Origin of the sequence: Mariluticola halotolerans (genome assembly GCF_021611515.1) — a bacterium.
GTDB classification, from domain to species: Bacteria; Pseudomonadota; Alphaproteobacteria; order Rhizobiales; family Devosiaceae; genus Mariluticola; species Mariluticola halotolerans.
In genome coordinates, this window is the sequence record NZ_CP090960.1 from 3152363 (window position 1) to 3176701 (window position 24339).

At 56.8% G+C, this 24339-nt stretch carries 24 protein-coding genes; 16 read left to right on the forward strand and 8 right to left on the reverse strand.

Annotated elements, in window-relative coordinates:
* The first annotated feature begins 20 nt into the window (after positions 1 to 20).
* The 6 genes from L1P08_RS15065 (at position 21) to L1P08_RS15090 (ending at position 6019) form a co-directional block, all read left to right on the forward strand.
* On the forward strand, positions 21 to 992 hold the full coding sequence (locus tag L1P08_RS15065) for an ABC transporter ATP-binding protein (protein WP_303619593.1): 972 nt from the start codon (positions 21 to 23) through the stop codon (positions 990 to 992).
* Entirely contained in the window at positions 976 to 1950 is a 975-nt protein-coding gene (locus L1P08_RS15070; protein WP_303617810.1) for an NAD-dependent epimerase/dehydratase family protein, read from the forward strand. Before L1P08_RS15065 ends, L1P08_RS15070 begins: the two co-directional genes overlap by 17 nt.
* Positions 1940 to 2398 carry a RidA family protein gene (locus tag L1P08_RS15075; protein ID WP_303617811.1) on the forward strand — a complete coding sequence of 153 codons (459 nt, stop codon included), beginning with the start codon at positions 1940 to 1942 and terminating at the stop codon, positions 2396 to 2398. Before L1P08_RS15070 ends, L1P08_RS15075 begins: the two co-directional genes overlap by 11 nt.
* Before the next feature lie 103 nt (positions 2399 to 2501).
* Positions 2502 to 4106: an ABC transporter substrate-binding protein gene (locus L1P08_RS15080; RefSeq protein ID WP_303617812.1), complete on the forward strand. Its 1605-nt coding sequence runs from the start codon at positions 2502 to 2504 to the stop codon at positions 4104 to 4106.
* A 95-nt stretch (positions 4107 to 4201) separates the two neighbouring features.
* Positions 4202 to 5146 carry an ABC transporter permease gene (locus tag L1P08_RS15085; protein WP_303617813.1) on the forward strand — a complete coding sequence of 315 codons (945 nt, stop codon included), beginning with the start codon at positions 4202 to 4204 and terminating at the stop codon, positions 5144 to 5146.
* 15 nt (positions 5147 to 5161) lie between these two features.
* The gene (locus tag L1P08_RS15090) at positions 5162 to 6019 is read left to right on the forward strand and encodes an ABC transporter permease (RefSeq protein ID WP_303617814.1); all 858 of its coding nucleotides are present in this window, start codon (positions 5162 to 5164) and stop codon (positions 6017 to 6019) included.
* 47 nt (positions 6020 to 6066) lie between these two features.
* Here L1P08_RS15090 and L1P08_RS15095 read toward each other — a convergent pair whose 3' ends face one another.
* A complete protein-coding gene (locus tag L1P08_RS15095; protein ID WP_303617815.1) occupies positions 6067 to 6780 on the reverse strand; it encodes a FadR/GntR family transcriptional regulator in 714 nt (237 codons plus the stop codon).
* Positions 6781 to 6994: 214 nt separating this feature from the next.
* On the opposite strand from L1P08_RS15095, the gene L1P08_RS15100 reads away from it, so the two are divergent.
* Complete coding sequence (locus tag L1P08_RS15100) at positions 6995 to 8680, forward strand: thiamine pyrophosphate-binding protein (RefSeq protein WP_303617816.1); 1686 nt, start codon at positions 6995 to 6997, stop codon at positions 8678 to 8680.
* Positions 8681 to 8879: 199 nt separating this feature from the next.
* On the opposite strand, the gene L1P08_RS15105 is transcribed toward L1P08_RS15100, so the two are convergent.
* The 6 genes from L1P08_RS15105 to L1P08_RS15130 form a co-directional block, all read right to left on the reverse strand.
* Positions 8880 to 9692: an IclR family transcriptional regulator gene (locus L1P08_RS15105; protein WP_303617817.1), complete on the reverse strand. Its 813-nt coding sequence runs from the start codon at positions 9690 to 9692 to the stop codon at positions 8880 to 8882.
* A gap of 53 nt (positions 9693 to 9745) precedes the next feature.
* Positions 9746 to 10135 carry a RidA family protein gene (locus tag L1P08_RS15110; protein ID WP_303617818.1) on the reverse strand — a complete coding sequence of 130 codons (390 nt, stop codon included), beginning with the start codon at positions 10133 to 10135 and terminating at the stop codon, positions 9746 to 9748.
* 16 nt (positions 10136 to 10151) lie between these two features.
* Positions 10152 to 10922 carry an amino acid ABC transporter ATP-binding protein gene (locus L1P08_RS15115; protein WP_303617819.1) on the reverse strand — a complete coding sequence of 257 codons (771 nt, stop codon included), beginning with the start codon at positions 10920 to 10922 and terminating at the stop codon, positions 10152 to 10154.
* 10 nt (positions 10923 to 10932) lie between these two features.
* Positions 10933 to 11598: an amino acid ABC transporter permease gene (locus L1P08_RS15120; RefSeq protein ID WP_303617820.1), complete on the reverse strand. Its 666-nt coding sequence runs from the start codon at positions 11596 to 11598 to the stop codon at positions 10933 to 10935.
* Positions 11599 to 11601: 3 nt separating this feature from the next.
* Positions 11602 to 12264 carry an amino acid ABC transporter permease gene (locus tag L1P08_RS15125; RefSeq protein ID WP_303617821.1) on the reverse strand — a complete coding sequence of 221 codons (663 nt, stop codon included), beginning with the start codon at positions 12262 to 12264 and terminating at the stop codon, positions 11602 to 11604.
* A 61-nt stretch (positions 12265 to 12325) separates the two neighbouring features.
* The gene (locus L1P08_RS15130) at positions 12326 to 13174 is read right to left on the reverse strand and encodes a transporter substrate-binding protein (RefSeq protein WP_303617822.1); all 849 of its coding nucleotides are present in this window, start codon (positions 13172 to 13174) and stop codon (positions 12326 to 12328) included.
* Between the two features lie 367 nt (positions 13175 to 13541).
* Here L1P08_RS15130 and L1P08_RS15135 point away from each other — a divergent pair, with 367 nt between their 5' ends.
* Complete coding sequence (locus L1P08_RS15135; RefSeq protein ID WP_303617823.1) at positions 13542 to 15110, forward strand: serine hydrolase; 1569 nt, start codon at positions 13542 to 13544, stop codon at positions 15108 to 15110.
* Positions 15111 to 15118: 8 nt separating this feature from the next.
* Here the strand turns inward: L1P08_RS15135 and L1P08_RS15140 are convergent, their stop codons facing one another.
* Positions 15119 to 15775, reverse strand: coding sequence for a GntR family transcriptional regulator (locus L1P08_RS15140; RefSeq protein ID WP_303617824.1), 657 nt, complete (start codon positions 15773 to 15775; stop codon positions 15119 to 15121).
* Between the two features lie 489 nt (positions 15776 to 16264).
* On the opposite strand from L1P08_RS15140, the gene L1P08_RS15145 reads away from it, so the two are divergent.
* The 8 genes from L1P08_RS15145 (at position 16265) to L1P08_RS15180 (ending at position 24336) form a co-directional block, all read left to right on the forward strand.
* Positions 16265 to 17380 (forward strand): branched-chain amino acid ABC transporter substrate-binding protein, encoded by a 1116-nt coding sequence (locus tag L1P08_RS15145; RefSeq protein WP_303617825.1) that lies wholly within the window; start codon positions 16265 to 16267, stop codon positions 17378 to 17380.
* A gap of 86 nt (positions 17381 to 17466) precedes the next feature.
* Positions 17467 to 18381 carry a branched-chain amino acid ABC transporter permease gene (locus L1P08_RS15150; RefSeq protein ID WP_303617826.1) on the forward strand — a complete coding sequence of 305 codons (915 nt, stop codon included), beginning with the start codon at positions 17467 to 17469 and terminating at the stop codon, positions 18379 to 18381.
* On the forward strand, positions 18381 to 19358 hold the full coding sequence (locus L1P08_RS15155; protein ID WP_303617827.1) for a branched-chain amino acid ABC transporter permease: 978 nt from the start codon (positions 18381 to 18383) through the stop codon (positions 19356 to 19358). Before L1P08_RS15150 ends, L1P08_RS15155 begins: the two co-directional genes overlap by 1 nt.
* The gene (locus tag L1P08_RS15160; RefSeq protein ID WP_303617828.1) at positions 19355 to 20146 is read left to right on the forward strand and encodes an ABC transporter ATP-binding protein; all 792 of its coding nucleotides are present in this window, start codon (positions 19355 to 19357) and stop codon (positions 20144 to 20146) included. Before L1P08_RS15155 ends, L1P08_RS15160 begins: the two co-directional genes overlap by 4 nt.
* Complete coding sequence (locus L1P08_RS15165; protein ID WP_303617829.1) at positions 20136 to 20873, forward strand: ABC transporter ATP-binding protein; 738 nt, start codon at positions 20136 to 20138, stop codon at positions 20871 to 20873. The genes L1P08_RS15160 and L1P08_RS15165 overlap by 11 nt, the downstream gene beginning before the upstream one ends.
* An 84-nt stretch (positions 20874 to 20957) precedes the next feature.
* The gene (locus L1P08_RS15170) at positions 20958 to 22214 is read left to right on the forward strand and encodes an NAD(P)/FAD-dependent oxidoreductase (RefSeq protein WP_303619594.1); all 1257 of its coding nucleotides are present in this window, start codon (positions 20958 to 20960) and stop codon (positions 22212 to 22214) included.
* A 3-nt stretch (positions 22215 to 22217) separates the two neighbouring features.
* Entirely contained in the window at positions 22218 to 23219 is a 1002-nt protein-coding gene (locus tag L1P08_RS15175) for a 4-hydroxyproline epimerase (protein WP_303617830.1), read from the forward strand.
* A gap of 13 nt (positions 23220 to 23232) precedes the next feature.
* Positions 23233 to 24336, forward strand: coding sequence for a cis-3-hydroxy-L-proline dehydratase (locus L1P08_RS15180; protein ID WP_303617831.1), 1104 nt, complete (start codon positions 23233 to 23235; stop codon positions 24334 to 24336).
* Positions 24337 to 24339 lie beyond the last annotated feature (3 nt).

Consider the following 24339-nt stretch of genomic DNA (forward strand, 5'->3'; position numbering starts at 1 on the left):
CGCTTGCCGAAAAGCCCGACATGATGCGGCATCCGTTGATCCAGGCGCGTGATATCTCGAAGTATTTCGAATCCTCATCTGGCTTTCTCTCCAAGGCCAAGCCGCCTGTGCGCGCTGTGGAAGGTGTGGATGTCGATATTGCGGCTGGCGAAGTTCTGGGTGTGGTCGGGGAATCCGGCTCTGGAAAATCGACACTCGGTCGTCTGATCTTACGGTTGATCGAGGCGACGCGCGGCAGTGTTTCATTTGATGGCGAGGACATTGGTAATCTTGGGGCATCGGATATGCGCCGGTTCCGTCGGCATATGCAGATGATTTTCCAGGACCCGTTTGCGAGCCTTAATTCCCGTATGTCCATTGGTGATGCGTTGCTGGAACCGATCACATTGCATCGCGACCTGAGGGGCGGCGAGGCCCGTGATGAGGCCGTCGCTTTGCTGGAAAAGGTCGGTCTTTCGGGGGATCATATCAAGCGTTATCCGCGCATGTTCTCTGGTGGACAGCGTCAGCGTATCGCCATTGCCCGCGCACTGGCATCCGCGCCACGGTTTATTGTGGCCGATGAGCCTGTGTCGGCGCTGGATGTGTCCATTCAGGCGGAAGTAATCAACCTGCTCGAAAAGCTTCAGTCGGAATTGGGGCTGACGCTGATGTTCATCAGCCATGACCTGTCGGTGGTTGAGGTCATCACGGACCGGGTGATGGTTCTCTATCTTGGGCGCGTGATGGAGTTGGCGCCGACGGATAAATTGTATTCCCGACCGGCACACCCTTACACCGCAGCCCTCTTACAAGCCGCGCCAGGCGTGAAGACCGGCAAGAAACACATTCTCAAAGGCGAGATTCCCAGTCCGGCCAATCCGCCGTCGGGGTGCGTTTTCAGAACGCGCTGTCCTTTCGCCATAAATGAGTGCGCGCAAACCGTACCCAAACTGCGTCCCGTCGCCGATAACCATTTCAAGGCCTGTATCCGTGATGACCTTGCGCTCTGATTTTTTCGACCCTGACAAGCCGGTAATGGTGATTGGCGGCCGCGGCTTTGTCGGCTCGCATACGGTGCGCGCGCTGATTGCTGCCGGGCTGAAAGTGCATGTGTTCGGGCCGCCGATGCAGGTGGACTTGCTTGCCGATCTCGCTGGTCGTTTTACGGAATCGCACGGCTCGGTCATGGATCAGCAAGCCATGATTGACGCCATTGCCCAAAGCCGTTGTGACGCGGTTATCACCAATGCAGCTTTTGCAGCAGGCGATCAGGGCATGATGCGCAGTGGCGATCAAGACGCAGCCAAGGCCATGGATATCAATGTGGCAGGCTTTCGCCACACGCTTGAAGCAGCACGTGTGTCGGGAATTCGCCGCGTTATCTGGTCAGATTCAACGGTGGTTTACGGGCCGCAGGATATTTATGGCACTGAACGTGTGGATGAGGGGGACGCGCGTCATCCCACCACTTTTTACGGCCTGACCAAGGTTTTGGGAGAAGATCTCGGGCAGTATTACCGCGACCGTTTCGATATGGATGTGGTCGGGCTTCGCATGTCTTTGCTGCTTGGCGGCGATCTTTGGTATCGTGGGGCGGCGAGTGCGATTACGGGGGTGATGGCGGCGGCAAAGCCGGGCCATGAGCACGCTGTCAGTTTCCACAATGAACACATTGATTTGATGCACGTGGCCGACATTGCCCGGAGCATGGTTCTGGCTTTGACGCATCAGCACGCGCTTGCGCCGCATTATAACGTCAATGGGTTCACTGCCTGCATGAGCGAGATTATCGCCGCTGTCACAGCGGCTGTGCCTGGATATCAGGTCTCGCATGAGATTGTGGAAAGCCCGCTCATATTTCCGCTGATTTCGGATGAAGCGTTTCGGCGGACGGCTGGCTATGCGCCCACCTTCGATCTGAAAGCAGTGGTGAAGGCGCTTACTCAGGGAAATAACGATGATAGATGAAAAACTCCGCGCGCTCGGTATTGAGTTGCCGCTGCCCGCAGAACCCTCCTTCAATTATGTCCCTATTACCCTGCATGGCGGGGTGGCCTATGTCAGCGGCCAAATGCCGAAGGTTGATGGCGCGGTCCGGGTGTTCGGCAAGGCGGGTGCCGAAGTCGATCTTGAAACTGCGCGCGAGCAAGCCCGCATATGCATTTTGCAGGGCCTTTCATGTTTGCGTGCAGAATTGGGTTCGCTCGATCGCATCACCCGGGTTCTCAAGATCAATGGCTATGTCGCTTCGGCGCCGGGTTTCAACGCCCAACCCAAGGTGCTGGATGCTGCCTCGGATTTGCTGGTCGAGATTTTTGGGGATGCCGGACTGCATGCCCGCGCCGCAATCGGCGTGGCGGAACTGCCGCGTAATGCCGTTGTCGAAATCGAAATGACAGTCGCCTTCCGCGATTGAGCAATACCGTCTTGCGCGGTTCGTCACACTGGTTCGGGAAGCCTGTTCTCGAACCGTCCCTGAGAAGGGTGAAACAAAAGCAGGCAAAAAAAGGGGAATAGCAATGTTACTATCTCAGGTATTCAGGCGCAGATCGCTTCTGAGGTCGGGTCTTATGGGGGCTGTTGTTCTGGGGTCTCTGGCCACGGCAATGCCGACATTTGCCCAGGCTGATGGACTTTATGGGCCCGCAGCAACCGACGCCGTTTTGGGGGGGCGCCTCAATATGGGACTGTTGGTGGAGCCGCCTGCGCTCGATCCGTTCCATCAGGCTGCCGACGCGCGTATTCGCGTCACTGTTCTCATGTATCAGGGCCTTTTCTATGAAAGCCCGACAGGTGAGGCGATTCCGTTGCTGGCCGAAAGCTATACCGTCTCCGATGATGGTCTGGTTTATACGATCAAGCTGCGTGAAGGCGTGAAGTTCCATACAGGCGCCGAAATGACGGCCGAGGACGTGGCTTACAGCTATAATTACATTCGCGACGCCGAGAATGGTTCACCCGGCGCGGGCGATTTTGCTGCTGTCGACGATATTGTGGTGATTGACGACTACACCGTTGAGATCACTCTTTCTGCAGCAAATGCTTCTTTGCCGATGACGCTTGGCAACAAATATGGCGCCGTCATTCCTGCAGGATATTTCGACGACGAGAATGCCAAGAATGCCATGAATGTAGCCAGCGTGGGCACGGGCCCCTTCAAGCTGGGTGAATTCGTGCCAAACTCGCAAGTCGTGCTCGAAAAAAATCCTGACTATTGGGAGCAGGGCATGCCCTATCTCGATGGTATTGATTTCTCCATCCTGCCGAATAGTGCCTCCATGCTCGTGGCGCTGCGCAACAATCGCGTAGACCTCGTTGCCTTGTCGCGTCCGCAAGATGTGCAGCAGGTGCAGAATATTGCCGGGCTAGAGATTGAACGTTGGCCATCGCTTGGGCAGACAGCGATTGATCTTGGTGCTGAAACTGCGCCTCTCGACAACCTGAAAGTACGTCAGGCGATTTCACTTGCGGTTGACAAGCAAGAAGTCATGCAAGCCTCAATCGGCGATTTTGGCACGGTCCTTGGAACGGTTCCCGCCGGTCTTCAGGAACAATGGGGGTTGCCGCTCGACGAGGTGCCGATGCAAGGGCCAGATATTGAGGCTGCAAAAGCCTTGATGGCTGAAGCAGGCATGGCGGACGGTTTCACCCTGACGCTGACCACTATCAATGGCTATGACTGGATGGATCCGGCCGCCGTTACCCTGCGCGAGCAGCTTGGGGAGATCGGCATTACGGTTGATATCCAGCGTGTCGATCTGGGCGTGTGGATCAACAACTTCCGTTCAAAGCAGATGGGCTTCACGTTTAACGATTGGGCGACCCAGCCTGATCCCAACCTGTTGTTCTACCGGCACTTCCACAAGGCACCAGAAGGCGCGGATTTCCGCAATTGGGCCAATGATTCAGCAAGCGCATTGCTTGATGAGGGGCGTGCAACTTCTGATCAGGCCAAGCGCCGCGAGATCTATCTCGAATTCCAGAAGGAACTTGCCGATACCGTTCCCACGATCATGCTGTTTTCGCCTGATCACATAACGGTACGTAATGACCGGGTGCACAACTACGTGCAGCATCCGACCGGCTGGTATTACGGCTTGGCCCGGACATATCTCAGCGAATGAGCGATGCGCCATGGCCAGTGATGGTCATGGCAGCTCAAATATCAAAGGGAGGCGGATGCCGCCTCCCACCTTTTCCGACTTAACGGGTAATCCTTATGGGCTCATATCTCGTCAAGCGTCTGTTTGCATCCTTGCTGACGGCGCTGCTGGCTTCAGTTCTTGTATTCTTGCTTGTACGCCTCGTGCCGGGTGACGTCGTCTCGCAGATGATGGGACAGGCTGGTGGTGAGACGGCAGAAAACGCATTGCGCAACTTCTTTGGTCTCGACCAACCGATTTATGTGCAATACGCGAACTGGCTGATGCAGTTGCTGCAGGGCAATCTGGGCACGAGCTGGACCCGTGGAATCCCGGTTACCCAGATGTTGGGTCCGGCCTTTCTTGTTACCCTTGAAATTGGCTTGCTGACTTTGCTGGTGGCGACGCTTGTGGGGTTGCCGCTCGGTATTGTGGCGGCGATCCACGAAGGCAAACCGCTCGACAACCTCATTCAGGCTTTCAACATTCTGGGGCTGTCCGCGCCTGTGTTCTGGATTGGTCTGATGCTGCTTGTGGGCGTGTCGACAACTTTTTCCTGGTCGCCGCCCCTGCGATATGTGTCGCCGGTTCAGTCACTGGGAGGTAATCTTGAAATTCTCGCTTTGCCGATCATGAGCCTGGGGCTGTTGCAAGCGGCAGCCTATAGCCAGTTTGTCAGGCAGAATGTGGTGTCGGCGTTACATCAGGAGTATGTGCGCACCGCCATTGCCAAGGGCGTGTCCAAACGGGTCATTTTCTTCAAGCATATCCTGCGCAATGTGATGATCCCGATCATTACCTTTATGGGGCTGATCCTTATCCAGATTCTGGGCGGTGTGGTGATCATTGAATCGCTGTTTGCCTTGCCGGGCCTGGGGCGGCTTTTGCTCTCGGCCATCGAAACCCGCGACTATCCCGTGGTTCAGGGGGCGCTACTGATTGTTGTTGCCGCTGCCATGGTGGTCAACCTTCTGGTCGATCTTGCCTACCGGCTGATTGATCCCCGCGTACGCGTCGCCTGAGCTAGGACCTGAATGATGAACCAGAAAATAACCAATGCCACACGTCCGGCACTCAGCAGTGTGTTTCGCATGATACGGCGGGAGCCGGGTTTGGCTCTGGGGCTGCTCATACTTGCCTGTATTCTGATTATAGCGCTGTTCCCGACGCTTTTTACCCGCACTTCGCCCTTTGATATTGATGTTGGCGCATCGATGCTGCCGCCTTCCCCCAGCCACTGGTTCGGAACCGACGATGTCGGACGCGACCTTTTTGCCCGCGTGATTCATGGTACGCGCATCACATTGTCGATTTGCGCGGGATCACTGCTGGTATCAGCTCTGGTCGGGGGCATTCTCGGCCTGGCATCGGGCTATTTCAGTGGCTGGCTCGATCAGGTGTTGGGGCGTTTGATTGACGTCTTGCTCAGCTTTCCGCCTATCATTCTGGGGGTTATCATTACCGGCGTGCTCGGGCCACAGACCGTTAATCTCATTCTGGCTCTGTCGATTGTCTACATGCCGGTATTCTTTCGCATCGCGCGGGCTGGTGCGCTCAGTGAGGCCGGTAAAACCTATGTTGAGGCAGCGCGGTCGATTGGCATAAATGAACCGACCATTTTGCGTAAGCATGTTGCACGCAACGTCATGCCCCTCATGCTCACGCAGTACATGATATTGTTCCCGCTCATCCTGCAAATTCAGGCAGCGCTTGGATTTTTGGGGTTGGGTGTGCAGCCGCCGGCGCCAGACTGGGGCGCCATTCTGGAGCAAGGCAAGGATTTCATCCTGTTTGCGCCGTGGATGTCGGTATTTCCGGGGCTGGCTGTGCTTCTGGCATCGCTTTCCCTGATGCTTGTAGGCCGCGCCCTGCAAAAGCGTGTAGATCAGCGGTAATGGGAATGCTTTCGAAACCCGATCCGGTTCAGCATTCTGTGCCTGGCCTAGTCGCCGCTGGCATTGGAGAGTGTGCGCAGCAGATAGGCTTCGATGGCCTCACGTGCCTTGACCGAATCCCGACGCTTGAGAGCATCGACGATTTCGAGGTTGTCACGATAGGCGGTTTCGCGCACGGCCGAGACGGGTGCAGGATGCCCGCCCGGACGTCCCCAGCCTGCACGGCGGCGGGACGCCAGGATTTGTTCAAAGATCGAGACGATAAAACGGTTGCGCGAGCCACGTGCAATGGCCAGATGCAAGCCGTATTTGGCTTCCTTGAATTCGCTCCAGCTCACGGCATGGCGCATGGCGTGCAAGGCTTCTTCCATATGAGCGATATGCTCGGGGGTTGCGCGTTCGACCACAAGGTCGGGCAGGTTGGGCTCAAACAAAAGCCGCGCCTCAAGCAGTTCCGCCAATTCGTACTCATCACCGGCGGCACCTGCTTTGCCAGCATTTTCAGCCACAAACGTTCCACGGCCCACATGGCGAATGATCAGACCTTCGCTGGCAAGCTGGTTCATGGTCTTGCGCACCGTATTACGGGCGGCATTGAACTGGTTGGACAGCGAACGTTCGGTGGGCAACCGGCTGCCAGCTGCGAATGTGCCATTCTGGATTGCAGCTTTGAGATCGCGATAAATCGCTTGCGCGTCCTGTTCGGACTTGGCGCGAATGCCAGCGTTCGGTTTGAGGGTTATGGTTGGCTCTTGAAGCATGCAAAATTACTTTTGGTCTGGATGAGGCCGTTATTGGCCGACACCTGTCCTACACTATTACCCGCCCCGCGACAAACATCCAAACATCATGTCCCTGGTCACTTCCCGCGTTATGGCGGGAAATGGTTGGATTTGGTGATCTCTGGCCTGTCCCGGGCAAATCTTGACTATTTCCGGCCCGCTGCGTTGCGCGCCTAACTTGTTGGAGGATCTGATGACAAAAACTACGAACCCTTTGGGGATTCGCGGAGGTGACCTCCTGGTTTCGAGCCTGAAGGCGCAGAAAGTCGACCGGGTTTTCTGCGTGCCTGGGGAAAGCTATTTGCCGGTGCTCGATGCGCTTTATGATGCCCGCGAGGAAATCGAGCTTGTTGTTTGCCGTCAGGAGGGTGGAGCCGCGAATATGGCCGATGCCTATGGCAAGTTGACCGGGCGCCCGGGCGTTTGTTTCGTAACCCGTGGGCCGGGCGCGACCAATGCGTCGATTGGCGTGCACACCGCGTTTCAGGACTCCACGCCCATGGTGTTGTTTGTCGGTCAGGTCGGTAGCGAGATCAAGGATCGCGAAGGTTTTCAGGAAGTGGATTTTCGCGCCATGTTTGCGCCGCTTGCCAAGTGGTCAGCGGAGATTTCCGATGCTCGCCGAATCCCTGAATATGTTCATCGGGCGTTTCAGACCGCGATGGCCGGTCGGCCGGGGCCGGTGGTGCTGGCCTTGCCTGAGGATGTGCTGAGCGCGCTGGTGCCTGAGACAGTGGATCCCGGTCGCATGGCTGTTCCGGTGCCTTCCGCCCCGCCAGCGGATGCGCTGACGGACCTTGCCGGGATGGTCGAGGCGGCCAGCAAGCCGCTTATGATTGTCGGGGGCGGTGGATGGAGCCAGGAAACCGGACGCTCTGTTGAGGCATTTGCCGAAGAATTCGGGGTGGCGATTGCGAGTTCGCTACGCTGTCAGGACTATGTGGCCAATTCCCATCCGAATTATGTCGGGCATCTTTCCATCGGCACAGATCCCAAACTTGCAGCGCATGTGCGCGAGGCTGATCTGTTGCTTGTCTTCGGATCGAGGCTGGGTGAAATGACGACCGCTGGCTATTCGCTTATTGAGGCGCCGCATGCCGGTGCCCGGCTCATTCATGTTTACCCGGATCCCGAAGAGCTGGGGCGGGTCTATCAAGCCGATCTCATGATCAATGCTGCGACAAGCGAGGCGGCAAAGTCGCTGAGCCATCTGCAATGTGGCAAGGTGAGAGACACCGGCTGGATTGAAGCTTGCCGGGCTGATTATGAAGCCTCGTTACAGGCCGTCAAGTCTGACCGTGCTCTTGATATGGCCGAGGTCATTGCGACCATGCGCAAGCGCTTGCCTGTCGATACAATAATTGCCAGCGGAGCTGGCAATTATACTGGGTGGGTGCACAATTACTGGCCATTCGAGACCTACCGGTCCCAGCTGGCCCCCACTTCCGGGGCGATGGGCTATGGTGTGCCGGCTGCCGTCGCTGCAAAGCTGACCTTTCCGGAACGCGAGGTTGTCGCCTTTGCCGGCGATGGCTGCTTTTTGATGAACGGGCAGGAACTGGCCACGGCTGCGCAATATAATGCCAAGCTTTTGTTCATCGTCGTCAACAATGGCATGTATGGCACTATCCGCATGCATCAGGAACGTGATTTCCCGTCCCGCGTTTTTGGCACCGATCTGGTCAACCCGGATTTTGCGGCGCTGGCGCGTGCCTATGGTCTGCACGGGGAGTGTGTCGAGCGGGGAGAGGAATTCGAAGCCGCTCTCGAAAGGGCGCTTGGGGCGGAAACCTCAGCCCTGATTGAATTGCGCGTTGATCCCGATGTTATCTCGGTGCGCACAACACTCACGGCAATGCGGGCGAAACACAGCGCCTAGAACCGGTCAACTTCTGTTGGGATCAAAAGCCTGGCTACAGCTCTTTGATTTGTCGCGTTCTGACCCGAACAAGTGGTTTCCACTTGTTCGGGAAACGCTTTCGGCGACGCGCCCGAAACGGCTTGTGTGGTCATTCCGTCCCGTTATGAGGCCGGGGAAACGCAAAATCGTTTGCAGAGGGGGCAATATTGGCCGTTGCTCACACCCGGTTTGAGTGTTCAACCTGTTTAGGCGTGGCGAGGTAGCCGAGGCGTTCGGACAGGTCGTTGGCCGCGCCGACGAGGCTGGCGACATAGGCCTCATGATTGCGCAAGCCATCTTCCTTGGGGGTTACCAGACAGAGTGTTGCCACGCAGGTGCCATCGGTCTGATAAACAGGGGCGGCGAAACAATGGGTGAAATTTTCAACCGTGCTGTGGAAGGTGAAGAAGCCTTCAGCAGCTGCCTGCCGCACTTCGGCTATAAATTGGGCAGGATCAAGTTTTTCGCCGCGAGGGAGAACGAAGTCTTCGGGCGGGATGAAGTCGAGAATTTCCTCGTCGCTTAAATGCGACACAAGAAGGCGGCCGGAGGCCGTCCAGGGAATGGACACCAGTTCACCGACATTGGCAGAAATGCGGAAAGGGCGAAGGCCCTCATGCATTTTGGCCACTGTGTACTTGTTGCCCTCCAGCAGGCAGAGCTGAGAGGTCTCCCGGGTTTCCGTGGCGAGATGGGTCAGGAGGGCTTCGCTCTCACGGATCAGATCGAAATGATCGGAATAAGCGGTGCCCAGAAAATAGAGACGACGGCCAAGAAAAACCCGCCCGTCATCATCGTGATATTCAAGCATGCCCCGCCCGAGCAGCAGGTTGATCAGCTCATAGACCGACGAGCGCGGGGCCCCGATGGCGACTGCAATCTCGTTGGGGCGCATGGGCTGGCGCCGTGCGCGGAGGAATTCGAGAATCTCGAATGCGCGATCCAGACCGCGTGTGCGGCGTGATGCAATATCCTCTGCTCCGGCGGCCATGCTTCATCCTTGCGAAACGTCAAATGGGGCGGCTCATTCACCGCCCCCGTTATCTAGGCTTTGTCGGCGCGATAGGCAATGCAATCGACTTCCACCTTGCAATCGACCATCATCCTTGACTGAACGCAAGCGCGGGCAGGGGGATTGTCGCCGAAATACTCCGCGAAAACGCCGTTAAAGCTCCAGAAATCGCGCGGGTCATCAAGCCAGACGCCGATGCGCACGATGTCTTCGGGGCCATAGCCGGCTTCCTTGACGATGGTCAGCATATTGTCGATGGCGCGGCGGCTTTCCTCGATGATGCCGCCCTTGACGATCTCGCCATTTTCCATTGCCACCTGGCCGGAGACATAAAGCCATCCGCCAGCTTCAACAGCCCGGGCAAAGGGCAGCGGCTTGCCGCCTGCACCGATTTCACCGGCGCCGAAGCGTTTGATAGTCATGGGTATTCTCTCTCTTCTAGTTAAAGCTTGATGTTTTGAGGAATTCAGCGAGCCGCTCTGTCTTGGGCTTGATGAACATTTCTTTCGGGTCGCCCTCTTCGCCGATTACGCCCCCATTCATGAAGATGACGCGGGAGGAAACTTCGTAGGCAAAACGCATTTCGTGGGTGACCAGCAGCATGCTCATGCCGTCAGAGGCCAGATCCTTGATGACCTGCAGCACCTCGCCAACCAGTTCCGGATCGAGGGCGGAGGTGACCTCGTCAAACAGCATCAGGCGGGGGGCCATGGCGATGGCGCGGGCGATGGCGACGCGCTGTTGCTGGCCACCGGACAACTGGCTGGGATAATGGTCGGCGCGTTCAGCCAATCCAACGCGGTCGAGCCATTTCTCGGCAATGGCGCGGGCTTCGTCACGGGACATGCCTTTGGTCTTGATCAGGCCGAGCATGACATTGGCGGCTGCGGTCATATGCGGAAACAGGTTGAACTGCTGAAAGGCCATGCCGGTCAGGGCGCGCTGCCGGGCAATTTCCTTTTCGCTTTTGCGCTTGCGGTTACCACCGATCTGCTCGTAGCCGATTTCCTCGCCATCGAGCAGGATGCTGCCGCCTTGAAAATCCTCGAGCATATTGATGCAACGCAGCAGGGTGGTCTTGCCCGAGCCGGATGAACCGATGATCGAGATCACTTCGCCTTGGTCCATTGTGCAATCGACGCCCTTGAGGACTTCGACTTCACCGAACAGTTTGCGAAGGGACCGGATTTCGAGAAGATGTTCGCTCATACAGGTATTCCTAGGACGGGATTGTGGTCTTGCGTTCGACATATTTGCCGAGCTGCTCGATGCTGAAATTGATGACGAAATAGAGGAGCCCTGCGAAGAAATAGAACTGCAGGCTCATGAAATTCCGCGAGATGATTTCCTGACTGCGTAACAGCAGTTCCGCGACGCCGATGACCGAGAGAAGGGTGGATGCCTTGACCATCTCGGCGGCGGTGTTGACCCAGGTTGGCAACATCTGGCGCAGTGCTTGCGGCCATAATACCGATGTGAAGGTCTGGCGGAACGACAGGCCAATGGCCTTGGCCGCTTCCGTTTGGCCGGGTGGAATAGCCTGGAGAGCGCCGCGCAAAATCTCACCAATATGGGATGAGCAGAATACGGACAGCGCCAGAACACCGGCCTCAAAAGGGCTCAGGTCGACGCCGATGGTGGACAGAATGTAGAAACTGGCCAGAACGAGCACCAGAACCGGGGTGCCACGCACGAAATCGGTATAGGCGCGCACAAAGAACCGGAGCAGCCGATTGCCATAGGTCAGCGACAGGCCGACGAAAATGCCAAGGATTGAACCGGCAATGATGGCCAGGGCCGAGATGGAGATCGTCATGCCGAGGCCCTTGAGCAGCGGAATGCGGGCGATCCAGATCTCGTTAAAAAACAGGAGAAGGTCGTTCATGATCTAGCGCCCTATCGTTAAACGGCGTTCGATCTGCCGCATGATGGCGGCCAGGATCGTGCAGGTGAAAACATAAAGGGCGGAGGCGACGAGCCATGTCTCGACCACGCGGAAGCTTTCGACATTGATCTTGCGGGCTTCAAAGGTCAGCTCTGGCACGGCAATGGCTGCTGCCAACGAGGTGTCCTTGAACAGCGAGATCAGTGTGGAGGAAAGCGAGGGCAAGACGTTGCGCAACATCAGCGGGATGATGATCGAGGTGCGGATCTGCATCGGTTTCAGCCCGATGGCCAGACCGGCTTCCTTGAGCCCCTGCGGAATGGAGAGCAGGCCGGCGCGGAAAACTTCGGCGAGATAAGCGCCGGAATAGATCGCAAGAGTTGCAACAAAGCTCTCTATCTTGCCCAGACGTATGCCGAGCTGGGGCAGGGCGAAATAGGCAAACAGAATGAGTACCAGAATAGGCAGGTTGCGGATGATAGTGACGTAGAGCATGGAAACACGCTGCAGCCAGACATGGCGCGAGGTGAGACCAAAAGCGGTAATCAGTCCGATTGCGGCACCGATCAGAATGGCGACAAAAGCCAGCTCCAGGCTAAGCAGCAAGCCGGCAAGAAGCTGATCAAAATTGCGCCAGACAACGGCGAAGTTCAGGGTATAGCCCATGATATCGTTGTGCCCTGCAAGGTTGGTTCAGGGCGGACGCATGCCGCCCGCCCTGAAAATCTTATTTGAATTCGACCGGGAAGCCGATCTGCGGCGGGGTCAATTCCTTGCCGAACCAGGTCTTGAACGAGGTTGCGTAGAAATCGAATTCAACACCGGTCATGGCTTCGTGCAGGGCGGTGTTGACGAAATGCAACCAATCCTGGTCGCCACGGGCAACGGCGCAGGAATAGGACTGGGGGTTCCAGCCATAGCCCGCATCTGTGTAGCGGCCGGGGTTCTGGGTCATGAACCAGGCGAGTGAAGACTGGTCGGTCGCAACAGCGTCGGCGCGACCGGCGTTGAGAGCCTGGTAGATGAGATCGGGGGAGTCATACTGGTCAACCGTCGCTTCGGGCAGAGCGGCGTGGACCATGTCTTCTGCATAAACATTCTGCAGGACCGAAACTGTGACCTTGCTGCCGGCAGCTTTCAGTGCATCGTAATCAGCATATGCACCGTCGGCTTTCATCATCAAGCCAACGCCTTCGCGATAATAGGGAATGGAAAATGCAACCTGCTGGGCGCGTTCGCCGGTAACGGTCATGAACTGGCAGGTCAGGTCAACCTTGCCTGTTGTGATGTTGGGAATACGGGCATCCGAGGACTGGTTGACGTATTCAATCTTGTCGGGGTCGCCAAACAGCGCCTTGGCGACAATGCGGCCCATATCGACGTCAAAACCCTGAAGCTGGTCATCGGCACTTTTGAAATGCCACGGCGCATTGGTGCTGCCGGTGCCCATGACGAGGTGGCCGCGTGCGAGCACTTCATCAAGTTTGCTGTCTGTGTTTTGAGCAATTGCGGGTGTCATTGAAAGCAGTAAGGCGGTGGTCAGCGAGAGTGCGCTAACGCGAAACGAAGTCATCATCCTGGTTCCCCTGTTAAGCTTGTTGTTGTCCAATATAGCAGACATATGTCTGCAATCTCGGATTTGCACATTCCGCAACAGGTGGGGGCGTATGTCAAGAACCAATATTTTTTGTCACATTACGATGGTCCCGCAGACGAATGCCTTTACATTAGCATTTGTTAATTCTTTAAATTAAGTAGTTTTATTAATGTTTTAGCTGGAATTTTTGCATTAGCTTTGGCCCCGGATTTACTGGGCGGGGTTGTGCATTCACAGTTCAACCTCAGCTGCCGGTTCATTTTATTTTGCCGGCGGCGGTGTGGGTAATTTTGCCCGACCGGCTGCAAACTCGTTGTTGCGTGCAATTTCATTTGAGGAAAACGTTATGCGGTTGAGTGCTTTTTCGAGCCTTGTTTTCATTACGCTAGCTGCCACTGGAGATGTCAGGGCGCAAACGATTGTGCCGGGTGTTACACCTGCAAGTGATGTGACGGCGCTGGCGGAAAACGGTTTGACGCTGGCCCTCGAAACCTTGCCCGCAACAATCACGGATATTATGGCGCGCAGTGGCGTGCCGGGCATTGCAGTTGCGGTCGTGCAGGGCGGGGAAACAGTTTTTATCGACGGGTTTGGCGTGCGTGACATGGAAACTGGCGCGCCGGTTACGCCGGAAACAGTCTTCCAGATTGCGTCAATTTCGAAATCGATTTCAGCGACGGTAGGCGCGGTTGCTGTCGCCAAGGGTATTGTGTCCTGGGATGATACGGCGCGCCGCTATCTGCCCGATCTCGAACTCTCGGACGCTTACGTGACAACTCATGCAACAATCGGCGACTTCTTTTCTCATCGCACCGGCTTGCCGATGGCGGTGGGCGATGAGCTGGAGGATTTGGGTTTTGAGCGCGATGCCATTCGCGCCCGGTTGGCGCAAGTGTCGCTTGATGCGTTCCGCACCTCATATCACTATGCCAATTTCGGGATTACCATCGGGGCCGAAGCGATCGCCGCCGCGTCCGGGATGGATTGGGGGACACTGGCGGATAAAACCCTGTTTGAACCGCTTGGCATGAACTCTACCAGTTTCCGGCATGATGATCTGGCCAACCGTTCCAATTTTGCCCGGTTGCACAGTTTTGAGAATGGCCGCTTTGAGGCGCTTTATCAGCGTGATGCCGACGCTCAGGCACCAGCGGGCGGGGTGTCATCGAATGTCCTGGATATGGCAATCTGGATGAAAGCGCTGTTGGCGGGCCAGGTGCCGGGTGTCGAGGACGCCTTGTTCGCTGATGCGTTGCTTCCTGCCTTGCAGCCGCAAACGGTCAGCGGCCGCAGTGCCGGGGCCGACGGGCGCAGCAGCACTTATGGCTATGGCTTCAATGTCGGTGTGACCGCCAGTGGCCGGCCCAATATGAGCCATTCCGGTGCATTCCTTCTCGGGGCGGCTACGCATTTTCAGATGATTCCCAATGCTGATATCGGCATTGTGGTTCTCACTAATGGCGGACCGATTGGTGTGCCGGAAGCGATTGCAGCGCATTTTCTGGATGTGGTGCAGTTTGGCGAGGCGTCGCGCGACTGGTTTGCAGCCTATAATCATGTGATGAGCCCGCTTTATGCGCCAGTCGGTGATCTTGCTGGCGTCGAACCGTTGGCGACTGCGGAAATGGCGCGGGCATTGGCGGATTATGCGGGGGTTTATACCAATCCTTACTTCGGCACCGCACATTTGGTGATTGAGGATGACGAATTGGTCGCGCTTCTTGGGCCGGATGAGCAGCGCTATCCTTTGGCGCGCTGGTCTCCCGACGTTTTTGCGATGATCCCCCGACATGAAAACGGGCCAGCTGGTTCCTTGTCATCGGTGCGGTTTGCGACAGAGGCCAATGCCGTGTCAGGCTTCACGATCACTTATCTCAATGGGAACGGGCTGGCTGTGTGGACGCGCCAACCCTGAGCACCAATCTAGGCAGATAGCGCCTTGGACTGCGCGAAGAGATATTCCATCAATTCGCGTGTGGTTGCGGCAGCGCGTTCTGCGTCGCCCGCCACAATGGCCTTGCAGACTTCAGCATGACCTTCGGCGGATGTGCTGAGGCCATCATTGCCATAATACTGGTACCAGAAGCGGCGGCTGTGGATCTGCAAGGGTGCGAGAATACGCGGCAGAAAGGGATTGGCTGCGGCATTGCTGATCGCTTCGTCCAGCGCTTTGTCCTCTTGCAGGAAGCCGAGGGTGTCGCCGGATGCAGCGCAGGCCAGCATCGCCTCGGTGCATTTCTGAATGGTTTCCCGGTCATGCGGGCCGGCAAAGCGTGCCGCGGAGCGGGCAAGAAGCGGCTCCAGGGTGACACGTGGTTCGATGGCGCGGGGATAATCCTCGGGCCGGATTTCAGAAACCATCACGCCCAGGCGCGGACGCACCTCGGTCAGGCCTTCAAGGGTCAGTCGCTGAATGGCTTCGCGCACCGGGGTGCGGCCGAAACCAACGGCATCGATTATGCTTTTTTCAGTCAGCAGGCTGCCGGGACGGAATTCCAGCGTCACGATTTTGTACTCAATCGCGAGATAGGCGCTGTGCACGAGCGACAGGGTTGATTTTTCTGGAGATTTCTCGCTCATTGGCCCAAGCTCAATTCGAGGTGGCGGTATGCGCTATATTCGTGTGCGGATATCATGCGAGCCTCCCTCTGCCGGTTCTTGTTTCGGGTTTTCCCCGATTTGTCGCTTCCAGCGGCTTCTGAATTGGGCATTTAGATAGTTCAGATCCGTACAAGCTGCAACATACTATCGATATATCTATAAACTGTCAGGCTGCGTTGTGAGCAATATACCCAGCGATGGCTGCGTCCGCTTGCCTCTCTTTGCCACGAAAGATCTGAGAATTCGGCTTGATATATCTAAAATGCACCAATAATGTTCATGATGATTGGTTGTGTGCCGGGGTGGGTTTTGGAATGCCAATACCGTCGTCAGTACCAGCTGATAAAGGCAGGCGGCCCGCTATTCCTGTTCTTCAGGGATGACGCGCGCCGAATGTGAGTTGACCGAATCTGGCTGGCCCTTGCGTCCGAAGTCAGACGGGAACCAAACACACGGAGGATTATGTACATGCACGTATTTTCAAAGGCCGTCGCGGCAGGGGCGCTGTTTGCGCTGACCGCCGGTTCGGTTGCAGTGGCCCAGGATACGATCGCTATTGGCGTTCAGGTGCCCACGACCGGTTCTGAAGCCACCTATGGGCAGGATATGGCGAATGCCGTGGAAATCGCCCAGGAAGAAATCAACGCAGCGGGCGGTGTATTGGGCAAAAAGCTGACCATGGTTATCGGCGACAGTGCCTGTGATCCGCAGCAGTCTGTCAACGCGGCGAGCAAGATCGTTTCCCAAAACGTTGTGGGCGCCGTTGGTGGCTATTGCTCCGGCGCAACCTTGCCGACCCTCAAGATTTATGGCGATGCCAATGTGCCTTTCGTCATTACCGCTTCGAACTCAACCCAGCTCATTCCCGCCAATCCGGGCAATGCGTTCATGATCAACTCAACGGGTGACGAGCAGGCGACCAAGGCTGTTGAATTCCTGTCGAGCAAGGGCGTTACCACGCTGGCGATTGTGAACCAGGGCGATTCCTATTCACAGGATCTGGCTGATCTGGCCCGTGATGCCTGGACGGAAGCCGGTCATGAGGTTTCAACGTTCGAAACCGTCAACAAGGGCGAACAGGACTATTCTGCCGTTGTGACATCGATCAAGGCCGAGAATCCCGACGCTGTGTTCTGGACTGCCTATTATGCTGATGGTGGCTTGCTGATCCGTCAGCTGCGTCAGTCCGGGTATCAGGGCATCATTGCGGTTGGCGATGGTTCCAATTCTGCGAAACTGTTCGAGATTGCCGGTCGTGCCGGTGAGGGCGTATTTGCCTTCTCGAACCCGATTGCAGAGTTCCTGCCGGCTGCCAAGGCGTTTATCGACACCTATCAGGCCAAGTATGGCAATGCGCCTGGCCCCTATGCGCCACTGACCTATGACGGCATGCAGCTTCTGGCATGGGCGATCAACAAGGCAGGTTCCACTGATGCCGACGCGATCAAGGAAGCGCTGGCATCCGCTGACGGGCAAGAATGGCTCGCCGGCCCTATCTCGTTCACAGAACAGAACACTCTGGCTCGTTCCAACTTCATCGTTCTTGAAGGCAAGGACGGCGCCTGGGTTCGCGCAGAAGAATAGTATCTGCATTCGGTCGGCCGGTGCCCTTCGGGTGCCGGCCGGTTGAAGCGCGCGGGGGCTGCTGCGCTTTTCTGAGGGGATAGGATATGAGCGTTTTCGACATCATAGCGCATCAGTTGGTCAACGGGCTTGTGCTCGGGTCCTTCTATGCGCTGGTTGCTCTTGGCTACACGATGATCTTCGGCGTCATCAAACTTTTGAATTTCGCTCATGGCGATTTGTATATGGTCGGTGGCTTTACCGGCTTCATCATTCTTTCGGCTATTTCAAGCGTTGTCGGTGGAGACTGGTTTGGCATTTTTGTTGCCATGTTCCTCTCCATGATCGCTGTTGGCTGTCTTGGTGTGGTGATCGAGCGCATTGCCTATCATCCAATGCTGGGTGCGCCACGTTTGTCCATTCTCATTACGGCGCTGGCGGTTTCGCTTGTGCTGCAAAACACTGTTCTGGCGCTGACAGGCGGGCAATATACTGCTTTCAGGACGGATATCGGCTTCGGTGGTGTCGATATTGGTGGTCTGTTCATCACCTATAATCAGATGGTGCTCGTTGGCACGGCCGCGATCCTGATGATCGCGCTGCAGGTGTTTGTCACCCGCACGCAATATGGCCGGGCCATGCGGGCTGTCGCCATCGACAAGGACATGTGCCAGTTGATGGGGATCAACGTGCCCGCCATTATCGGCGTCACCTTTTTCATCGGCTCGGCGCTTGCCGCCGCCGCCGGTACCATGGCCGGGGCCTATTATGGTTCGGTCTGGTATTTCATGGGCTTTCTGGTCGGTCTCAAGGCGTTCACCGCCGCGGTGATCGGTGGCATTGGTTCCATTCCCGGGGCCATGCTGGGGGGATTGATCCTTGGTCTGCTGGAGGCTTTCGGTACGCAGATTCCGGGCATTGGCAGTGAATGGAAAGACGTCTTTACCTTCGTCGTGCTCATTCTGGTGCTGGTGTTCAAGCCTACCGGGCTGTTGGGTAAATCCGAGCAGGAGCGCATGTGATGAGTGAACAAAAAGTTCTCGATGCGCGTTTGTTCGGCCCATTGGCCGGGCTTATTGAAAACCCCAAGGCGCGCTGGACGGCGATTGGCGCGATCCTGATCCTGATGGCAATCGGGCCGTTTATTTTCGGCCAGTATGCCACGGTGATCATGACCAATGCGCTGCTTTATGTGGTGCTGGCGCTGGGGTTGAACATCGTGGTTGGCTATGCCGGTCTGCTTGATCTCGGCTATGCTGCCTTTTTTGCGATTGGTGCCTATACGGTGGGTATCCTCACCCAGGAATTCGGCGTGAATTTCTGGCTGACATTGCCGGTTGCTGTTGTTGCGGCGGCCATTGGTGGCGTCATTATCGGCGGGCCTACATTGCGGTTGCGTTCTGATTATCTGGCTATCGTCACCCTCGGGTTTGGCGAGATTGTGCGGCTGTCGGCCCGCAATCTCGATATCACGGGCAAGGCGAGCGGCATTTCAGGTATTCAGGAGCCATGGCTGTTTGGCTGGCATATCGATAGCTATCTCGATTTCTATTATGTGTTCTGTGTCCTTGCCATTCTTGCGGTGATTGTGTCGGTACGCTTGGCCAATTCTCGGTTGGGCCGGGCCTGGCTTTATGTGCGCCATGATGAAGATGTGGCAGAGGCGATGGGGATCAACCGGGTACGGGTGAAACTTGCCGCCTATATCATCGGGGCGATTTTCGGCTCGATAGGGGGCGCGTTCTTTGCGGCCAATCTTGGCGCGATCTCGCCGGAGAGTTTCTCCTTCACCCAGTCGGTGCTGATCCTGATGGCGGTTATCCTTGGCGGCATGGGCAAAATCCCGGGTGTTATCCTTGGTGCCCTGATTGTCATTCTTGGCCCTGAACTGTTGCGCGATCTGGGACCCTTGCGTTTGCTGGTGTTTGCTGTGGGGCTGCTGCTGATCATGTTGTTCAGGCCAAGCGGCATATGGCCGGGGAAAGGAGCGCAGAAATGAGTGAAGCGCTTCTTGATCTCAAAGGCGTGGGCCTCGCCTTTGCCGGCAATACCGTGCTGGATGACGTGCATTTTCAGGTGCCTGAAAATGCGGTGGTCAGCCTGATTGGACCCAATGGTGCGGGCAAGACCTCCCTGTTCAACTGCATTACCGGCTTTTACAAACCTCAAAAGGGTTCGGTGATGTTTGACGGGCGCGAGATGCTCAAGCTCAAGCCGCATGGTGTTACGGCGTCAGGCATCGCCCGCACGTTCCAGAACCTGCGCATGTTCCGTGAAATGACGGTGCTGGAAAACGTCATGTCCGGGCTGCATTGCCGAACCTCCGCCGGGGCCATTGCCGCTATCCTCAAGACCCCGTTTCAACGGCGTGAGGAAGCGGAGATCGACGCATTTGCAAGAGAATGCCTCGATTTTTGTGGTGTCGACGATGATGTTGACCGGATCGCTACGACCCTGGCCTATGGCCATCAGCGGCGGGTTGAAATTGCCCGTGCGCTGGCGACCAAGCCCAAACTCTTGCTGCTGGACGAGCCGGCGGCCGGACTTAACGCGGGGGAGAAGCAGGAGCTTGTCGGCCTGATCAACCGTATTCGCGACGAGCGCGGCATTTCAGTTTTGTTGATTGAACACGATACCGGGCTGGTGATGAAAGTCTCGGAACGTATTCATGTGCTCGACCATGGCGTGATGATTGCCGAGGGCACCGCGAAGGAAATTCAGAGCAATCCCAAGGTTATTGAAGCCTATCTGGGGCAGGAAGATGGGGAGGCGAGCCTTGAACTCTGAGGACAAACAAGGGGATGTGGTCCTCAAACTGAGTGGTGTCGAGGCGGGTTACGGTCGCATTCAGGCGCTGAATGGCATTGATCTGGAAGTGCGGCGCGGCCAGATCGTGACACTTCTGGGGGCCAATGGTGCGGGTAAAACCACGACACTGAAAACCATTTCGGGTCTGGTGCGTGCAACCGCTGGTTCCGTTACCCTCGAGGGTGAAGATATCACCGAGATGAAGGCCAATGACATTGCCCGGTTGGGGTTGGTGCATGTGCCGGAAGGCCGCCATATCCTGCGCGGGCTTTCTGTTCGGGAAAATCTGGAACTGGGGGCGTTTACGGTGCGCGACCCGGCATTGCGCAAGTCGCGGATGCAGGAAGCGTTCCGCTTGTTCCCCATTCTCGAAGAACGGCAGCATCAGGATGGTTCACTGCTTTCCGGCGGTGAACAGCAAATGCTGGCGATGGGCCGTGCGTTGATGCAGGGGCCAAAGGTGTTGCTGCTGGATGAGCCATCCATGGGGCTTGCGCCCATTCTTGTGCTGGAGACGATGAAGATCGTTAAACGGCTCAATCAGGAAGAAGGCACCACGATATTGTTGGTGGAGCAGAATGCCCGGCTGGCGCTGAAACTGGCTCATTATGGCTATGTGCTGGAAGGCGGCAATATCCGCATGCAGAACGACGCCAAAAGCCTGCGGGAAGATGCGTCTATCGTACAGGCTTATCTTGGTGATTGATATGATCTGACAGCGCTGCCAGGAGACGGGTTTGTAGATCAGTTGGCGGGCGCTGCCTGCCAGGAAAGACGTGTGATGAGTGATATGGGTGAAGCATCCCGCGCCGGGCATGACGTTGTCATTGTTGGCGCGGGTATTGTGGGTTTGGCCACGGCGCACAAGCTGCAGCAAGCCGGGCGGCAGGTCACGCTGATCGACAGGTCGGGCATTGCCAGAGAAACAAGCTTTGGCAATGCGGGCGGGTTGGCGTTCTCTGACGTTATGCCGCTGGCGAGTGCGGGCATGTTGCGCAAGGTACCGAAATGGCTGCTTGACCCGCTGGGGCCATTATCGATACCGCCTGCATATTTCCTGACCATTCTGCCCTGGCTCTACCGTTTCTGGCGGGCTGGTTTGCCTGACAAGGTGGAGAAAAGCATTGCGGCGCAATCGGCATTGATGCGGCTGGCCAAGACAGAAATGGATAGTCTTGTCGCCGCCTGTGGGCTTGGCGATATGATTATGCCTGACGGTGTGCTTGAGCTTTATGAGAGTGAAGCGGAACTTGCGGCCTCTGAGCCAGGATGGCAGCGCCGGGCACAAGAGGGCATTGCCTATGAGCATGTGCGTGGTGCGCGGCTGGCAGAGTTGCAGCCGGGGCTTTCGCCGCGCATCGTGGCGGGCACGTTCGTGCCATCCTGGGAGTCGGTGACGGACCCTTATCTGTTTGCCAAAGCAATCGGCGATGCTGTTTTGGCGCGGGGAGCCACCTTTATCGAGGCCAAACTGGTGGCCGCGCGCCCGAGCGAAGATGGCGTCGATTTGACCCTTAAGGACGGCACCGAATTGTCGGCCAGTCACCTGGTCATAGCCACTGGCGCGTGGTCGCGAACGATGGCTGGAATGCTGGGCGACGATATCCCGCTCGAAACAGAGCGCGGCTATAATACGACATTGCCTGTTGGTGCCTTCAAGTTAAAGCGACAGTTGACTTTTGGCGGGCATGGATTTGTAATTTCAAATCTTTCCACTGGAGTGCGTATTGGTGGTGCGGTGGAGCTTGGTGGCCTGGCGCTTAAGCCTAACTATGCGCGCGCCGATGCCATGCTGAAAAAGGCGGCGATGTTTTTGCCCGGGCTAAAGACAGAAGGCGGCAAGCAGTGGATGGGCTTTCGGCCCTCATTGCCCGACAGTTTGCCCGCCATCGGCACATCCTCGGCATCACCACGTATCATTTACGCATTCGGACACGGGCATCTGGGTTTGACCCAATCAGCTGGCACGGGCGCGCTCGTGACTGACCTGGTGCTTGGCCGTGGCACCCAATTCGATTTGTCTCCGTTCAGTCCCCAGAGGTTTTAGGGCATGGCACGCTATACGTTTTCCTGCATTGATGGGCATACCTGCGGCAATCCTGTGCGGCTGGTTTCAGGCGGCGGGCCGCTGCTTGAGGGCAAGAGCATGCTTGAGCGGCGGGCGCATTTTCTTGCCGAGTTTGACTGGATCCGCAAAGGGCTGATGTTCGAGCCGCGCGGCCACGACATGATGTCCGGCTCCATTCTCTATCCGCCGACGCGTGATGATTGTGACGTGGGTATTCTGTTCATCGAGACCTCCGGCTGCCTTTATATGTGCGGTCACGGCACGATCGGCACGATCACCATGGCAATCGAGAACGGCTTGATCAAACCGAAGACACCGGGCGTGGTGAAGCTGGATACGCCTGCCGGTGTGGTAACGGCGACCTATCGGCAAGAGGGCGATTATGTGGAGGAGGTGCGCATCACCAATGTGCCGTCTTTCCTTTACAAGACCGGGCTTGAAGCTGAGGTCGAAGGGCTGGGCAAGGTCACGGTTGATGTGGCCTATGGCGGTAATTTCTATGCGATTGTGGAGCCGCAGGAAGCGTTCAACGATATTGCTGATGTGACGGCGGGCGATCTCATTCGCTGGAGCCCGTTATTGCGGGCCGCGCTCAATGCCGATCATACATTTGTGCATCCGGAAAATCCGGACATCAACCGCCTGACCCATATCCTTTGGACGGGAAAGCCGACCGTTGCCGGGGCGACCGCGCGCAATGCGGTGTTTTATGGCGACAAGGCGATTGACCGCTCTCCCTGCGGCACCGGTACATCCGCCCGCATGGCGCACTGGGCGGCGAGGGGCCGGCTAGGTCCCGGTGACGATTTCATTCATGAGAGCATTATCGGCTCGCTGTTCAACGGGCGGGTGGAGAGTGCAACCAGGGTGGGTGATCTCGATGCGATCGTGCCCTCGATTGGCGGCTGGGCCCGCCAGACCGGGATCAACACCATTTTTATCGATGACCGTGATCCGTTCGCGCACGGCTTTTCAGTCATCTAGGCAGGAGAATACCATGAAGATCACCGCAATTACCGCCTGGCAGGTGGACCTGCCCCTGAAGGAAGGCCGCTATAGCTGGTCGAATGGTAATTTCGTCGAAGTGTTCGACGCGACGGTTGTGGCAATCGAAACGGATGCCGGCATTACCGGTTATGCAGAATGCTGCCCGCTGGGTTCGGCCTATTTGCCCTCATATGCGCGCGGTGTCCGTTCGGGGCTGGAAGAGCTTGCACCAAAGCTGATTGGGCAGGACCCCACCAATCTGGGTGAGATCAACCGGGTTATGGATGCGGCATTGCGCGGTCACCCCTATATCAAGGCCCCTCTTGATATTGCGTGCTGGGATATTCTGGGCAAGCAGGCGGGGATGCCGGTTTATAAATTGCTGGGTGGCGCGGCGCAGGAAAAAGTGGCGCTTTACCGGGCCATTTCGCAGGAAGAACCTGAGAAAATGGCAGGTAAAATTGCGGGTTACAGTGCTGAAGGTTATACCAAGTTTCAGCTTAAGGTTGGGGGCAATGCTGACGATGATATTGCCCGGATTCGTGCCTGCCGTGAAATTTTGAAGCCAAGCGATATTCTGGTGGCGGATGCCAATACCGGGTGGACACGGGCCGAGGCGGCGCGGGTTGTGGCGGCTGTCAGTGATCTGGATGTTTATATCGAACAGCCATGCCCCACTTATGAGGAATGTGTGTCGATCCGCCGGCGTACGGCGCGGCCATTTGTGCTCGATGAAGTGATTACCGGGCCGGCTGATCTGGTGCGCGGTCTGTCGGAAGACGCGATGGATATTATCAACCTGAAAATCTCGAAAGTAGGCGGGCTGACCAAGGCACGGCTGATGCGCGATCTGTGCGTTGCCAGCGGTATTCCAATGACGATCGAGGATACGTGGGGCGGCGATATTGTGACGGCGACCATTGCGCATCTGGCACGGTCGACACCGGAAGAATTCTGCTTTTCGGCAACCGATTTCAACAGCTATGGCACACGCGAGATTGCCACAGGCGCACCCAAGCGGGTCGATGGTTTCATGACCGCCTCTGATGCGCCGGGGCTGGGCGTGGTGCCGTTGATCGATACATTCGGTGCGCCGGTTCTGCACATCACCTAGAGG

Bases quoted from the DNA above. Each gene is read 5' to 3' on its own strand.
- L1P08_RS15065 (WP_303619593.1), top strand. From the start codon at position 21: ATGATGCGGCATCCGTTGATCCAGGCGCGTGATATCTCGAAGTATTTC.
- L1P08_RS15070 (WP_303617810.1), top strand. From the start codon at position 976: ATGACCTTGCGCTCTGATTTTTTCGACCCTGACAAGCCGGTAATGGTG.
- L1P08_RS15075 (WP_303617811.1), top strand. From the start codon at position 1,940: ATGATAGATGAAAAACTCCGCGCGCTCGGTATTGAGTTGCCGCTGCCC.
- L1P08_RS15080 (WP_303617812.1), top strand. From the start codon at position 2,502: ATGTTACTATCTCAGGTATTCAGGCGCAGATCGCTTCTGAGGTCGGGT.
- L1P08_RS15085 (WP_303617813.1), top strand. From the start codon at position 4,202: ATGGGCTCATATCTCGTCAAGCGTCTGTTTGCATCCTTGCTGACGGCG.
- L1P08_RS15090 (WP_303617814.1), top strand. From the start codon at position 5,162: ATGAACCAGAAAATAACCAATGCCACACGTCCGGCACTCAGCAGTGTG.
- L1P08_RS15095 (WP_303617815.1), bottom strand. From the start codon at position 6,780: ATGCTTCAAGAGCCAACCATAACCCTCAAACCGAACGCTGGCATTCGC.
- L1P08_RS15100 (WP_303617816.1), top strand. From the start codon at position 6,995: ATGACAAAAACTACGAACCCTTTGGGGATTCGCGGAGGTGACCTCCTG.
- L1P08_RS15105 (WP_303617817.1), bottom strand. From the start codon at position 9,692: ATGGCCGCCGGAGCAGAGGATATTGCATCACGCCGCACACGCGGTCTG.
- L1P08_RS15110 (WP_303617818.1), bottom strand. From the start codon at position 10,135: ATGACTATCAAACGCTTCGGCGCCGGTGAAATCGGTGCAGGCGGCAAG.
- L1P08_RS15115 (WP_303617819.1), bottom strand. From the start codon at position 10,922: ATGAGCGAACATCTTCTCGAAATCCGGTCCCTTCGCAAACTGTTCGGT.
- L1P08_RS15120 (WP_303617820.1), bottom strand. From the start codon at position 11,598: ATGAACGACCTTCTCCTGTTTTTTAACGAGATCTGGATCGCCCGCATT.
- L1P08_RS15125 (WP_303617821.1), bottom strand. From the start codon at position 12,264: ATGGGCTATACCCTGAACTTCGCCGTTGTCTGGCGCAATTTTGATCAG.
- L1P08_RS15130 (WP_303617822.1), bottom strand. From the start codon at position 13,174: ATGATGACTTCGTTTCGCGTTAGCGCACTCTCGCTGACCACCGCCTTA.
- L1P08_RS15135 (WP_303617823.1), top strand. From the start codon at position 13,542: ATGCGGTTGAGTGCTTTTTCGAGCCTTGTTTTCATTACGCTAGCTGCC.
- L1P08_RS15140 (WP_303617824.1), bottom strand. From the start codon at position 15,775: ATGAGCGAGAAATCTCCAGAAAAATCAACCCTGTCGCTCGTGCACAGC.
- L1P08_RS15145 (WP_303617825.1), top strand. From the start codon at position 16,265: ATGCACGTATTTTCAAAGGCCGTCGCGGCAGGGGCGCTGTTTGCGCTG.
- L1P08_RS15150 (WP_303617826.1), top strand. From the start codon at position 17,467: ATGAGCGTTTTCGACATCATAGCGCATCAGTTGGTCAACGGGCTTGTG.
- L1P08_RS15155 (WP_303617827.1), top strand. From the start codon at position 18,381: ATGAGTGAACAAAAAGTTCTCGATGCGCGTTTGTTCGGCCCATTGGCC.
- L1P08_RS15160 (WP_303617828.1), top strand. From the start codon at position 19,355: ATGAGTGAAGCGCTTCTTGATCTCAAAGGCGTGGGCCTCGCCTTTGCC.
- L1P08_RS15170 (WP_303619594.1), top strand. From the start codon at position 20,958: ATGGGTGAAGCATCCCGCGCCGGGCATGACGTTGTCATTGTTGGCGCG.
- L1P08_RS15175 (WP_303617830.1), top strand. From the start codon at position 22,218: ATGGCACGCTATACGTTTTCCTGCATTGATGGGCATACCTGCGGCAAT.
- L1P08_RS15180 (WP_303617831.1), top strand. From the start codon at position 23,233: ATGAAGATCACCGCAATTACCGCCTGGCAGGTGGACCTGCCCCTGAAG.